14 protein-coding genes are annotated in these 12346 nt (G+C 54.3%); 12 read left to right on the top strand and 2 right to left on the bottom strand.

The window, feature by feature from the left end:
- The 9 genes from LJ739_RS13180 to LJ739_RS13220 all read left to right on the top strand — a co-directional run bounded on the left by LJ739_RS13180 (nucleotide 1) and on the right by LJ739_RS13220 (nucleotide 8630).
- Nucleotides 1-699 carry a spondin domain-containing protein gene (locus LJ739_RS13180; protein ID WP_229161167.1) on the top strand — a complete coding sequence of 233 codons (699 nt, stop codon included), beginning with the start codon at nucleotides 1-3 and terminating at the stop codon, nucleotides 697-699.
- A 12-nt stretch (nucleotides 700-711) separates the two neighbouring features.
- Nucleotides 712-1440, top strand: a complete 729-nt coding sequence (locus LJ739_RS13185; protein ID WP_229161168.1) for a spondin domain-containing protein — start codon at nucleotides 712-714, stop codon at nucleotides 1438-1440.
- Between the two features lie 46 nt (nucleotides 1441-1486).
- Nucleotides 1487-2209 carry a response regulator transcription factor gene (locus LJ739_RS13190; RefSeq protein WP_229161169.1) on the top strand — a complete coding sequence of 241 codons (723 nt, stop codon included), beginning with the start codon at nucleotides 1487-1489 and terminating at the stop codon, nucleotides 2207-2209.
- Nucleotides 2210-2222: 13 nt separating this feature from the next.
- Nucleotides 2223-3707 (top strand): sensor histidine kinase, encoded by a 1485-nt coding sequence (locus LJ739_RS13195; RefSeq protein ID WP_229161170.1) that lies wholly within the window; start codon nucleotides 2223-2225, stop codon nucleotides 3705-3707.
- Nucleotides 3708-3773: 66 nt separating this feature from the next.
- Nucleotides 3774-3959: a DUF2065 domain-containing protein gene (locus LJ739_RS13200; protein ID WP_229161171.1), complete on the top strand. Its 186-nt coding sequence runs from the start codon at nucleotides 3774-3776 to the stop codon at nucleotides 3957-3959.
- 117 nt (nucleotides 3960-4076) lie between these two features.
- On the top strand, nucleotides 4077-5375 hold the full coding sequence (locus tag LJ739_RS13205) for an adenylosuccinate synthase (protein WP_229161173.1): 1299 nt from the start codon (nucleotides 4077-4079) through the stop codon (nucleotides 5373-5375).
- A gap of 139 nt (nucleotides 5376-5514) precedes the next feature.
- The gene (locus tag LJ739_RS13210; RefSeq protein WP_229161175.1) at nucleotides 5515-6915 is read left to right on the top strand and encodes an aldehyde dehydrogenase family protein; all 1401 of its coding nucleotides are present in this window, start codon (nucleotides 5515-5517) and stop codon (nucleotides 6913-6915) included.
- Nucleotides 6915-7334, top strand: coding sequence for a VOC family protein (locus LJ739_RS13215; RefSeq protein ID WP_229161177.1), 420 nt, complete (start codon nucleotides 6915-6917; stop codon nucleotides 7332-7334). The genes LJ739_RS13210 and LJ739_RS13215 overlap by 1 nt, the downstream gene beginning before the upstream one ends.
- A 243-nt stretch (nucleotides 7335-7577) precedes the next feature.
- The gene (locus LJ739_RS13220) at nucleotides 7578-8630 is read left to right on the top strand and encodes a LacI family DNA-binding transcriptional regulator (protein WP_229161179.1); all 1053 of its coding nucleotides are present in this window, start codon (nucleotides 7578-7580) and stop codon (nucleotides 8628-8630) included.
- A 38-nt stretch (nucleotides 8631-8668) separates the two neighbouring features.
- On the opposite strand, the gene LJ739_RS13225 is transcribed toward LJ739_RS13220, so the two are convergent.
- Together LJ739_RS13225 and LJ739_RS13230 are read right to left on the bottom strand one after the other, a co-directional pair.
- Complete coding sequence (locus tag LJ739_RS13225; protein WP_324254908.1) at nucleotides 8669-9514, bottom strand: STM3941 family protein; 846 nt, start codon at nucleotides 9512-9514, stop codon at nucleotides 8669-8671.
- Nucleotides 9515-9753: 239 nt separating this feature from the next.
- Nucleotides 9754-10860: a serine hydrolase domain-containing protein gene (locus LJ739_RS13230; protein WP_229161186.1), complete on the bottom strand. Its 1107-nt coding sequence runs from the start codon at nucleotides 10858-10860 to the stop codon at nucleotides 9754-9756.
- A gap of 183 nt (nucleotides 10861-11043) precedes the next feature.
- Here LJ739_RS13230 and LJ739_RS13235 point away from each other — a divergent pair, with 183 nt between their 5' ends.
- The 3 genes from LJ739_RS13235 to LJ739_RS13245 all read left to right on the top strand — a co-directional run bounded on the left by LJ739_RS13235 (nucleotide 11044) and on the right by LJ739_RS13245 (nucleotide 11968).
- Nucleotides 11044-11250 carry a hypothetical protein gene (locus tag LJ739_RS13235; protein WP_229161188.1) on the top strand — a complete coding sequence of 69 codons (207 nt, stop codon included), beginning with the start codon at nucleotides 11044-11046 and terminating at the stop codon, nucleotides 11248-11250.
- The gene (locus LJ739_RS13240) at nucleotides 11247-11660 is read left to right on the top strand and encodes a GNAT family N-acetyltransferase (RefSeq protein WP_229161190.1); all 414 of its coding nucleotides are present in this window, start codon (nucleotides 11247-11249) and stop codon (nucleotides 11658-11660) included. Before LJ739_RS13235 ends, LJ739_RS13240 begins: the two co-directional genes overlap by 4 nt.
- 149 nt (nucleotides 11661-11809) lie before the next feature.
- A complete protein-coding gene (locus tag LJ739_RS13245) occupies nucleotides 11810-11968 on the top strand; it encodes a hypothetical protein (protein WP_229161192.1) in 159 nt (52 codons plus the stop codon).
- Nucleotides 11969-12346: the final 378 nt, after the last annotated feature.

The raw sequence follows: 12346 nt of genomic DNA on the forward strand, positions 1-12346 counted from the left end.
ATGAAACATCTCTCAATCCGGTGCGCCATCGGCGCACTTTTTCTCGGCTGTGGCGTGAGTCACGCGGCAGAACTTTCTGTGTCAGTCACCAACCTCACCCAGGGCATGTATTTTACCCCCGTACTGGCGATCGCCCATGACGACAGTAACAGCCTGTTTGAGGTCGGCGAGACCGCCTCGGCGGCGTTGCAGGAAATGGCAGAAGGGGGCTCGTTGGCTGGTTTGGCGGCGATCGGTGATGCCATCGTGGCTGACTATGCCAATACCGAAGGACTGACAGCTCCGGGGACCACCCAGACCCTGATGTTGAGCACCGCAGACAGCAACACCGTGCTGTCGATGGTTGGCATGATACTGCCCACCAATGATGGTTTTATCGGACTGGACAACTGGCCAATTCCAACGGAAGCCGGCACCTATACCCTGTACTTGAACGCCTACGATGCTGGCACCGAAGTCAACGATGAAATTCGTGGCGGTGGGGCACCGGGTACACCGGGCATGCCAGTGCCACCGCCCCTTGAGGACTTGGTTGGCAACGGGGGTAGCGGCGTGACTGCCGTTGAGACCAACACTACCGTACATATTCATCGTGGCAATCTCGGTGACAGCGATATGGTCGGCGGTAGCAGTGATATCAATCTTATGACACAGCGCTGGCTGAACCCGATTGCCAGAGTCACTGTGGTCGTCAACTAACGGGAGGTTCCCATGCAATTTTTAACTTTACATGGGGTGTGGCGGGTAACACTGGCAGCTGTCGTTGTTAGCACGCTGGCAGCCTGTTCAGACGATGATCCCGCGCAACCGACACCGACTCCGCCACCAGCGGCGACGCCGGTGAGCTATGAAATAACCCTGACCAATCTGTCTCATGAACAACCCTTGTCGCCTGTTGCGGTTGTACTGCACAGCGAAGGTTCTGTTTGGGGCGTCGGTGAGCCGGCCTCTGAGGCACTGGAAGTACTCGCCGAAGGCGGCGACAACAGCGATGTGCTGGCTTTGCCGATGGTGTTGGCCAATGCATCCGGTGCGGGTGTCATCGGACCGGGAATGACGGAATCCATCACCGTCACAATTAACGATGTGGACGATGCGCTGTTATCGGTAGTCACCATGTTGGTGAATACAAATGACGGTTTTACCGGTCTCAATGGCTGGAGCACAGCCTCATTGGCAGTGGGTGACAGTTGGCAAACGATGCTACCCGTATACGATGCCGGCACGGAGGGCAACACGGAAGCGGCAGGAACGATTCCGGGACCGGCCGACGGTTCAGGCGATAGTCCGGGTTACCTGAGTGAACGGGACGATGTGGATTTCGTCGCCTATCACCGGGGCGTGGTTAGTGCCGACGATGGTCTTCCCGGTTCGGTCTTGTCCAGTGTGCACCGTTTCGATAACCCGGTCGTGCGGCTGACGGTGACGCGGGTGGAGTGAACAATGATGGGGCACAACCGTGCCCCGGTAACGGGCAGGGATATCCATGAACGATACTGTTTTGGTGGTAGAAGATGACGGAGATATTGCTGAGCTGATCCGTGTCAATCTGATGGAGCTGGGGGCAGATATCCAGGTTGTGCATGACGGTGCGAAAGGGTTGCAGCTTGCCAGGGAGCAACATGTGGCATTGGTGATCCTGGATGTGATGTTGCCCGGTATGTCGGGATTGGATGTTTGCCGCACCTTACGCCACGAAAAACCTGAGCAGGCGATCCTGATGCTGACGGCGAAAAACACCGAGATGGACCGGGTGTTGGGCCTCGAGATCGGCGCCGACGATTACATGACAAAGCCATTCAGCGTGCGTGAATTGCAGGCCCGGGTTCGTTCTCAATTACGCAAGTACCGTCTGCTCAAAGAACGCCATCAGGACAGCGTCGATGCCAGACCAACGGTGATCAGCGTGGGGCGTCTGCAGGTTGACCCGGGTTGCCATACGGCGCTGTTGGGAAGTCAGACGCTGGATCTGACTGCCACCGAGTTTGAATTGTTGTTGTATCTGGCCAGTCATCCCAATCAGGTGTTCAGCCGTGCCCAGCTACTGGAGTCCGTGTGGGGCTATCATCACAGCGGCTACGAACACACGGTTAATTCCCATATCAACCGATTGCGCGCCAAGCTGGAGAAAGATGCGCGCCAGCCGGATATGGTGCAAACCGTGTGGGGAGTGGGCTACAAGTTTAATCCCGAAGGCGCACTGGCTTGAAAGGGGCACAACAATGAAATTGCGTTTTTACCAGCGACTGGCGCTGGTGCTGGTGGTTGCATTTACGTTCATCGTTGGTGTGCTCTACGCCATCAGCAGTTGCCTGCAGACCCAGACCTACGATGAAGCGCAGCAGCGCTTACACGTTTCCCTCGCCGCGCATCTGGTGGACGACAATCCGCTACTCAAAGACGGTGTTTATCATTACGAGGCACTCAAAAACCTGTTTCATACACTGATGATCCTGGGTCCCGGGTTTGAGTTTTATTTCCTGTCGCCGCAGGGGGATATCCTGACCTATTCGGCCAAACCCGGCGATGTGGTCAGGGACTCGGTGTCACTGGCACCCATTAACACCCTGATCGGTACGCCTCAGGGAATGCCGGTGTACGGTGATGATCCCCGTCAGTTACACGGACAAAAAGTGTTTTCTGCGGCACCGGTTTATCAGGGCGAGCAACTGCAGGGCTATCTGTATGTGATCATTGGTTCGCAGCAATATGACTCAATTCTCAGTGGCACCCGGGTCAGCCACGGCTGGCAGCAGTGGTTGCTGGTGTTTGGTGGTAGTGCGGTATTTCTGCTGGTGTGCCTGCTGGTATTGTTTCGCTGGCTGACCGCGCCATTGAGGCAATTGAACGATGCCATGGAGCAGGCATCGGCGGAGGGCTTTGCCGGTCGAACCCATCGGCAGCTGATCCCCTGGCAACGGGACAGCCATCATGAAGTCCACCGACTGGGCTGCGCCTTTAACGATTTGTTGTCGCGGCTGGATGAACAGTTCTCCGCGTTGCAGCAGGTGGATGAGCAGCGCCGTGCACTCCTGGCCGATTTATCTCATGACTTGCGCACCCCTCTGGCCAGTTTGCAGGGCTACATCGAGACTCTGTCAATTCGTGGTAATAACCTGACGGAACAAGAACGCAATCAATTCGTCGACATTTGTTTGCGCCATGCCAACAACCTCAAGCGTCTCATCGATCAAATCTTTGAACTGGCTTACCTCGAAGGCGGACAGGTGACCTTAAACCGTGAGACATTCCCGATTGCCGAACTGGTACAGGACGTGGTGGCAAAATTCGCACTGCTTGCAGAGCAAAAGGGCATAACCCTGCGGGTTGCTCCCGACGCAAGCGACACGGTGGTGTTTGCGGATATCGGTAAACTGGAGCGGGTGCTGACCAACCTGATTGACAATGCGTTACGTCACACGCCCCGTGGTGGTGAGGTTTGTCTGCACCTGACCGCCAATGAGCGCAGTATGCGCATCGACATACGGGACAACGGGGTTGGCATCAGCGACAACGAAATAGCATTTATTTTTGATGCCCGCTATCAGGCAGCCAACCATAAAACGGACAATGCACTGCATGCCGGACTGGGGCTGGCCATCTGTCGTAACCTGATTTCCCTGCTTGAGGGAACGTTACGGGTGGAAAGTGAGCTGGGAAAAGGCACCTGCTTCAGCTTTGATGTTCCCCGTGCGCAAACACTCTAGTCAGGCAGACAGTGTGGCTGGATTTACCTATACTGCCGTTTTGCGTAACACCGAAAAGGACATTCCATGCAACACTCCCTATGGCTGGCGTTGGCGCTGGTATTGATCATTGAAGGGCTGGGGCCGCTGTTGTTTCCCAGGCGCTGGCAGCACTTTATGGCCGAACTGGCCAGACAGGACGCCCACAGTTTGCGAACCCTCGGTGGTGTGTTGGTCACCGTTGGGGTTGTCAGCCTGTACTTTTTACTGTGATTTCACACAGTTAACCCCAATTGCCGGCGGGCTGGCTAATTAACGACCAAAAAACGGGTGATCTACAGCGCTGAATTTTGGTAGAATCGCCGCCTAATTTTCTGACACATCTGATCCATGGCAAAAAATGTAGTAGTACTCGGCACCCAATGGGGTGACGAAGGTAAGGGTAAGGTCGTTGACCTGTTGACGGACAAGGCCAGTTATGTGGTGCGCTATCAAGGCGGTCATAACGCGGGTCACACCCTGGTGATTGACGGTGAGAAGACCGTATTGCACCTGATCCCATCGGGCATTTTGCGTAGTAATGTGAAATGTGTGATTGGTAACGGCGTTGTACTGAGCCCGGATGCATTGATGACCGAGATTGAGATGCTGGAGTCTCGCGGTGTACCGGTCAAAGAGCGTCTGGTCATCAGCGAAGCCTGCCCCCTGATCCTGCCTTATCACATCGCGTTGGACGTTGCCCGCGAAGAAGCCCGTGGTAAAAAAGCGATTGGTACCACAGGCCGTGGTATCGGCCCGGCCTATGAAGACAAAGTGTCTCGTCGTGGCCTGCGGGTTGGTGATTTGTTCAATATGGACGAGTTTGCCGACAAGCTGCGTGAAATCCTTGAGTACCACAACTTTGTCCTGACCGAATACTACAAGGCTGACCCTGTCAGTTTTGATGAGGTTCTGGCCGGCGCCAAGCAGGTGGCAGATATTCTCAAAGCCATGGTGGTTGATGTAACCGATCTGCTCGACAAAGCGCGCAGAAACGGTGATGCCATCATGTTTGAAGGCGCACAAGGCACATTGCTGGATATCGACCACGGTACCTATCCTTACGTGACGTCCTCCAACACCACCGTCGGTGGGGTTGCTACCGGCGCCGGTTTCGGCCCGTTGCACCTGGACTACGTACTGGGCATCGTCAAAGCCTACACCACCCGTGTGGGTGGCGGTCCGTTCCCGACCGAACTGGAATGTGAAGTGGGTCAGCACCTGGGCGAGAAAGGCCATGAATTCGGTGCCACCACCGGACGTAAACGTCGTACCGGCTGGTTCGATGCGGTGGCCATGAAACGTGCGGTACAAATCAACTCCATCAGCGGCTTCTGTCTGACCAAGCTTGACGTATTGGATGGCCTGCAGACCCTGAAGATCTGTGTCGGTTATCGTGATGCCAACGGCAACGTGCAGGATGTGCCTCCGATGGCCGCAGACGGCTATGACCTGATCACACCGGTGTACGAAGAAATGCCTGGCTGGACTGACAATACCTTCGGCGTAACCCGTTTTGAAGACCTGCCCCAGGCCGCGCGGGATTACATCGCCCGGATTGAGACATTGACCGGGGTACCGGTGGATATCATCTCAACCGGTCCGGATCGGAATGAGACTATCGTTCAGCGTCATCCCTACGACGCGTAACGCGAATTGAAGAAGGAGCCGATGGCTCCTTTTTTATTGCCCGCGCATCACCTGATGACAGCGGCTGCGCTGGAGTATTAACACTGGTAGGACTTCTGTGGCATACTGATTGTCTACTTGATGCACAGAGGAATGGCCAATGAACATGGCGGCCCAGACCCTGGAAGCGCAGGCGAGCATCGCCGATCGTGTCCAGGTATTGCGTGATACCTTTGCCAACGGACGCACCCGCGATCTGGCCTGGCGAAAGGGGCAGTTAACCCGGCTTGAAGCCCTGATCAATGAGCAGCAGGAGGCCATTGCTGAAGCCTTGTATGCTGATTTGGGCAAGTGTAAAACTGAAGCCTGGACGTCTGAAATTGGTTTCACCCTCAGCGACATTCAGCACACCCGCAAGCACCTGGGCAAATGGAGCAAGCCCCGCAAGGTATCGACGCCGATTGCCGCTCAGCCTGGCAAAAGCTATCAGTTGCCGGAACCGTTAGGTACGGTGCTGGTGATTGGCGCGTGGAATTACCCGTTCCAGTTGGTGTTGGCGCCGGTTATCGCCGCCATCGCGGCAGGCAACTGTGTGGTGATGAAGCCCTCTGAACTGGCGTCCAACACCTCATCTCTGCTGGCCCGCCTGATCCCCCAATACCTGGATCAGGAGGCTTTTCTGGTGATTGAAGGGGCGGTCGAGGAAACCACTCAATTGCTGGCGCTACCCTTCGACCATATTCTGTATACCGGTGGTGAGCAGGTCGGCAAAATCGTCATGCGCGCCGCCGCTGAGCATCTGACCCCGGTGACCCTGGAGTTGGGCGGAAAATCTCCTTGTCTGGTGGATGATGATGCCAATCTCGACGTCACTGCTGCACGTATCGTGTGGAGCAAGTGGATGAACGCCGGACAAACCTGTGTGGCGCCCGATTATGTATTGGTGACACCGGCCCAGAAGCAACCCCTGATGGAAGCGCTGACGAAGGCGCTGGAAACGTTTTACGGCAAGGACCCGGCGACCAGCAAGGATTACGGTCGCATCATCAATGACCGTCATTTTGCACGCCTGCAGGGTTATCTGGATAACCAGACCATTGCACTCGGTGGGCAGTGTGATGAGGGATCCCGCTACATGGCGCCGACGATACTGGATAATCCGGCTGCCGACAGCCCGGTGATGCAGGAAGAAATTTTCGGCCCCATCCTGCCGATCATCGAAATCGCCAACCTCGACGAGGCCATCGCCTGGGTGAATCAGCGCCCCAAACCGTTGGCGTTGTACGTTTATTCCAACAGCGACGCCTGCGTGCGGCGAGTCCTGAACGAGACCAGTGCCGGTAACGTGTGTATCAATGATGGCTTCATGTTCATGGTCAACAGTGAACTGCCGTTCGGCGGTGTGGGCAACAGTGGCATGGGTGCGTATCACGGCCAGTCCGGGTTTGATACCTTCAGCCACCTGAAGACGGTGATGCACCGAAGCTTCCGATTTGACGTACCACTGCGATACCCGCCGTTCAGTGCCCTCAAGCTTAGTTTATTGAAGCGGTTACTGTAATGGCGTTGGCTCCTTTTCATCTGGCTATTCCGGTCACCGACTTGGTTGCCGCCGAGCAGTTTTATGGCGTCCTGATGGGCTGTGGCCAGGGTCGGCGCAGTGAGCAGTGGATAGATTGGGACTTTTTCGGCCACCAACTGGTGACCCACAAGGTGGCGCAGATGCCATCCGAACCGGCACCAAATGAGGTCGACAGTAAAGCGGTACCGGTACCCCATTTCGGTGTGGTGCTGGAATGGGACGATTGGCAGCGACTGGCCGATCGGTTGCAGTCCAGCGGGCAGACCTTTGTGATTGAGCCCTACGTGCGTTTTGCCGGCCAGGTCGGTGAACAGGCGACGATGTTTTTGCGCGACCCGTGCGGCAACGCGCTGGAATTTAAAGCCTTTAAGGACCCCGCCCAACTGTTTGCACAGTGATTTTCAGCTCGCGCTGCGGGCATGTACCGAACTTAAGGTTGACCGAACGGTTCAGAGCCTGCAAGAATACCCTATGACAGCGATGTCAACCGAACCGAGTTCGGCCAACAGCACTCGCTGTGTGCAACCTTGTCTGGATTCGCCGAAATGGCGTTCTCCAATGGCCTGCAATGACGTCTGCGCGGCACGGTTAACGGCTCAAGCCACGATACTGATCCCGCCTGACTCCTGACGAAGAACAGCATGAAAGCAACCATCAAAGATGTCGCCGAGTTGGCTGGCGTGTCATTCAAGACCGTGTCCCGGGTGATCAATAAGGAAGGCTCGGTAAAACCCGAAACCCTGAAAAAGGTCAACGACGCGATTGCGCAGCTGAATTATCAGCCCAATACGGCGGCGCGTAACCTGGCCGGTACCACCTCCTTTGCGTTGGGGTTTGTGTATGACAACCCCAATGCCTACTACGTGATTGATATGCAGAACGGTATTCTGGATGAATGCCGGGACAAGGGCTATGAGCTGATCATTCACCCATGCAGTGCCACCAGTCAGAACATCATTGCCGAGATCACCGACATGGTAAAACGCTCGCAACTGGCCGGACTGATCATTTCACCACCGATCTCCGAAATGCCTGAGGTGTTGTCTGCGCTCGATCAACTCAACATTCATTACGTGCGGATCATTTCCGGCTCCGACGAGAGCAAAGAGCACTCGCCCTGTGTGTTCATTCACGATAAAGAAGCGGCGGCAAACATTATCGAACACCTGATCAGTCAGGGGCATCAGCGCATCGCCTTTATCAGCGGTGACAAGGATCACCGCTCCAGTGACGAACGTAAACAGGGTTACCTGGATGCACTGGCCCGCCACGGCATCGAATTCAATCCGGCGTATTTGTATGACGGCTCTTACTCGTTTGAAACCGGGGTCGAAGGGGCCAAATACCTGTTAGGCTTGGACGAGCCGCCCACCGCGATTTTTTCCTGTAACGATGAGATTGCCGCCGGTGCGTTGTTTGCTGCGCGACTGCAAGGGGTGGATGTGCCTTGCGACATGGCCATCGCCGGGTTTGAGGACAGCCCGTTCTCCCGTCAGACCTGGCCCAAATTGACCACCGCCGCCCAGCCAACCAATGAGATCGCCCGCAAAGCCGCCAGTGGTCTGATCCAGCATCTGATTGGGCTGCGCAGTGGCCGCAACAAAACGGCCGCCATTCCCCATCAGCATTTCCAGCCCACCTTGCTGGTACGGGAGTCGACCCTGAAAGAAGCGTGCCCTGAGCCTGAGCTATAGTCTCAGGCCCCATACCGCTTATGCTGGCTAGCTCGCGGTTATTGTTCGGTGGTGGTTAACCAGCGGTACAGTGGATAGCCCGCCACTGTGGTTAGGATATTGAGAAACACCGGGCAAAACGCAAAAAACAACATACCCAGAATCGGGTTATCCATTATCTTCAGCGTATAGAGGTTTGTGACATCCAATACAAACACCCCAACGCCAATAGACAGTCCGCCACAAAAAGCCATTTCGGATGTATTCCTGAGGCTTGCGAGAAAGCCTTTTGAGCGCTCTTTCCTTGTGGCTTGGTGCTGTTGAGGCAATGCCGCAAAGTAGGCCTGTGCAGCCCTTATCTCTTCGTTGTCGTGCTGTTTAGTGGTGACATTGCCTGAGGTGTGGGTACTGAGCTGATGATAGCGTTGTGCATTGCTACTCAGGGTGTGAGCGTCGACAGTCAGATGGTTCAGGCTGACATGAATATCCCCAAAGCCGCTCCAGCGCTCGAACCTGCTATTCAGCCTAGACAGTCGGGTTTGAGGGAGCTTGTAGCGGTCAGGTTGCTTAACGTTGAGACCGAGAAACGTATTGTTTTTAACGTGCTTGATGTTCACTGCGGTGACTTCTGACCAGGGAATGGTTTGGATGGGCCATTCGCGACAGTGAACGCCTTGCTGGTCAACCAGCAGAAAGGGAGAAGGGTCCATCGCCCGCTTATACAACTTCACCATCGGATGTATGAACAGGGCCATCATCGGTATGATGAGCAGCATGATTGGCGGAAACGCCACACAGAGCCACACCAGCATGGCGACCATGACCGCCATCAACGCAAAGGCGCCTATGGCGCTTCGTTTACATGGGAATACGACAATCGGGGTTGGGGTCGAAAGGGGGTGCATCCTGCGAAAAATCCTTTTTAATCAACGGTATTTTTTATGTTATATCACCAGTTCCTTGACTGACAATGTACCCGGCGTATCCCTTCAACGGCAAGGTTATCCGGGCTGATACCCTTGCTATTCGACAATACACAGTCGAAAGTTTAGCAACGACGTTAAACCTTTCGATGTATTCGGTTGCTCGAAATCATCCGCGTGACAATTGCGCATTGACGCGCCAACGGCACGCGGGTCTCCGGTTACACTTCAAAGTCGTCGATGTATAACGCCGCAATGCGGTCAACAAAGGTGGTGGGCAATCCAGTGCCGATCAGGTTGGTCAGTACCACAATCGACAGGTTGTCGTCGGGATAGGTGATCATGGTGGTGGCATCACCGCCGCTGGCGCTGATGGCGCGGTGCTGGTCGCGACCGACAACCTGCCAGCCCATGGCATAGCCGTTTTCACGGTCATTGAAACCACGGGTTTTACCGTCTTTCAGGGTAACCGGTGTCCACAACAGATCCAGGTCATTGACCAGTTTGCCGGATTGCAGGGCTATCAGGTAGTGGGCCAGTTCGGTGGCGGTGCTGCTCATACCCGCGGCTGTGCGCATCATATAAGAAAATTCGCCGTAGAAGTTGCGGTATTGACCGGTTTGCCCGTTGTAGAAATATTGACGGGCTTGGTTAGGAATGGGACGTTCCAGGTAATCAAAGCCCGCATCGGCGGTGAGCGACATATTCAGCGGCTTCAGTTGCTTGTTAGTGATAAAGGTGGGGAAGCCATTGGGTACGTATTTGTCCAGGATCTTGCCAATGATCACATACCCGGTCTGGTTGTAGCGAAACTGGGTGTTCTCTTCAAACTGTAGTGGCAGGGTTTGTACTTTTTCCCACGCAGCGTCGGGGTTGCCGCGTACAATCAAATCGACCCAGTGACCGCTGAGGATGCTGGGTAGCCCGGCTGTGTGCGCCATCAGGTGTTTAATTTTCATCGCCTGCCAGTCTTTGGGTAGGTCAGGCAGGTGTTTGCCGATGGGATCATCCAGAGATAAGTGGCCTTGCTCTGCCAGTTGCACCAGGGCGACACCGGTAAAAGCTTTGGTCATGGAGTTGATCGGGAAAACCGTTTTATCGCTGACGGGTACCTGATCCTGGATATTGGAGACGCCGTAGCTGGCCTGCTTAATGATCTTGCCATCGCGTACCACGGCCAGTTGCAGACCGGGAATGTGGCGTTCGGCCATGATGGTGTTGATCAGCGCATCGACCTCATCGGCCAGCGCCGGAGCTGACACGATACTGAGCAGCGCAAACAGGGGGAGAAGCAACGATTTACGTAGTACATCCAGTTTGTTAGACATTGAATTTCCTTGATTTTCCAGGCTGAAGACAGAATAGCGCGCGCATCATAGCGAAACCCGTGCGGGTTGAATAGCGTTGCCGAGGAAAAGGATGTAAGCATCGGTGTCTACGGGGTCTGTATTGACTGTGTGGTTCAATCGGCAATAATCACTACCCTTGGTAACGCATGGAAAAGGAATGCTATGGAACCTGCATCACTGATTGAATGGGCGCTATTTGTTGGTTTGGCCGTTGTGATCTTTAATGCGCTGACAGGCTTCGATGACGCGATAGCGCGCTTTATTTATCGGGCGCCGACCAAAAAAGAATTGATTGCCCGTGTCGAGCAACTGGAAGCACGCCTGGCAGCACTGGAATCAACCCAATCCTGTGACGAAAAAACACCATGAAAATCGATGTGCTACAAAACCCCGACCTTGAACTGATCGAGTTTCTGTCGGATAAACTGACGGAATTTAACTGGCAGCGCTGGGAAGTGAGTGAGCGCTTACCATTGGCGGTTCAGGCCACCGATGACGATGGCAATGTGCTGGCCGGGGCCAGTGGACGCACCTTTGGCGATTGGTTGCTGCTGGACCGGCTTTGGGTGTCTGATGAGTTACGAGGACAGCACATCGGTTCGCAGTTGCTGGAACAAATGGAGCTGGCGGCCAAACAGCGCGGCTGCACCAAATGCCTGCTCGACACATTGAATTTTCAGGCCAAACCGTTTTATGAAAAGCACGGCTACACGGTACAGTGGGTACAGGAAGGCTATCCACGGGATGGTTGCAAATACTTTATGACCAAGGATTTGTAACGGATGGCCGTTATTGTGCTGACAAGAACGCACAAAAAAATGGCAAATTACGCAATGATAGCGACGACTGAAACGCCTCGGCTGCTTTATTTACCCGCTTTTCGGGTTTTTGATAGCAGGATCCAGCGACACAAACAATGGAAAAGACGATGACAAGCAACCGTGATGAAGCCCGCAATCTTCAATACAAGTCCGCTCCTGAACCAGTGAACAAACAACGTGCTGTGTTCAAAGCGGCACTGATCGGCATGGTGTGTGGGGTGTTTTTTATCCTGGCAGCAAAGATGGTAAGTATCGCTCTCGCTTGATTGAAAGCGCCCGGACATTGTCGGCATCGGTATAAGGGCTTAAGCGAATGTAGGGCGGGAATGTGCCAGTAGGGGACGGTGGTGAATGGAAATTTGAATGACGGCTTAGTACGTAAAGTAGACATTGTGACCTTTTCCCATGAAAACACAGAATATGTTTTTTCATGGGAAACGGGTGTTACTATGAAGTCTCAGTAATAAGCTGTTAAGAGGCAAGAATAGTAGGTGCAACAATCTCAGATTATGGAAGATAAGAATATTTCAGCAGTGAGAACATTTGCTAGCTCGATAAGCTCAGGCAGTAAAGTAGTCGCCGATATGTCTGAATTAATTGAAGTTACGTCTCAGTTGCCTCTTTCGAGTTTTGACTACTGGGAA

Origin of the sequence: Fluctibacter halophilus, from assembly GCF_020687825.1 — a bacterium.
In the GTDB taxonomy this organism is placed as follows: domain Bacteria; phylum Pseudomonadota; class Gammaproteobacteria; order Enterobacterales; family Alteromonadaceae; genus Fluctibacter; species Fluctibacter halophilus.

Excerpts from the sequence above, each read along its gene's own strand:
- LJ739_RS13215 (WP_229161177.1), top strand. The coding sequence starts at position 6,915 with ATGGCGTTGGCTCCTTTTCATCTGGCTATTCCGGTCACCGACTTGGTT.
- LJ739_RS13225 (WP_324254908.1), bottom strand. The coding sequence starts at position 9,514 with ATGCACCCCCTTTCGACCCCAACCCCGATTGTCGTATTCCCATGTAAA.
- LJ739_RS13240 (WP_229161190.1), top strand. The coding sequence starts at position 11,247 with ATGAAAATCGATGTGCTACAAAACCCCGACCTTGAACTGATCGAGTTT.
- LJ739_RS13230 (WP_229161186.1), bottom strand. The coding sequence starts at position 10,860 with ATGTCTAACAAACTGGATGTACTACGTAAATCGTTGCTTCTCCCCCTG.
- LJ739_RS13180 (WP_229161167.1), top strand. The coding sequence starts at position 1 with ATGAAACATCTCTCAATCCGGTGCGCCATCGGCGCACTTTTTCTCGGC.
- LJ739_RS13210 (WP_229161175.1), top strand. The coding sequence starts at position 5,515 with ATGAACATGGCGGCCCAGACCCTGGAAGCGCAGGCGAGCATCGCCGAT.
- LJ739_RS13195 (WP_229161170.1), top strand. The coding sequence starts at position 2,223 with ATGAAATTGCGTTTTTACCAGCGACTGGCGCTGGTGCTGGTGGTTGCA.
- LJ739_RS13185 (WP_229161168.1), top strand. The coding sequence starts at position 712 with ATGCAATTTTTAACTTTACATGGGGTGTGGCGGGTAACACTGGCAGCT.
- LJ739_RS13200 (WP_229161171.1), top strand. The coding sequence starts at position 3,774 with ATGCAACACTCCCTATGGCTGGCGTTGGCGCTGGTATTGATCATTGAA.
- LJ739_RS13220 (WP_229161179.1), top strand. The coding sequence starts at position 7,578 with ATGAAAGCAACCATCAAAGATGTCGCCGAGTTGGCTGGCGTGTCATTC.
- LJ739_RS13205 (WP_229161173.1), top strand. The coding sequence starts at position 4,077 with ATGGCAAAAAATGTAGTAGTACTCGGCACCCAATGGGGTGACGAAGGT.
- LJ739_RS13235 (WP_229161188.1), top strand. The coding sequence starts at position 11,044 with ATGGAACCTGCATCACTGATTGAATGGGCGCTATTTGTTGGTTTGGCC.
- LJ739_RS13245 (WP_229161192.1), top strand. The coding sequence starts at position 11,810 with ATGACAAGCAACCGTGATGAAGCCCGCAATCTTCAATACAAGTCCGCT.
- LJ739_RS13190 (WP_229161169.1), top strand. The coding sequence starts at position 1,487 with ATGAACGATACTGTTTTGGTGGTAGAAGATGACGGAGATATTGCTGAG.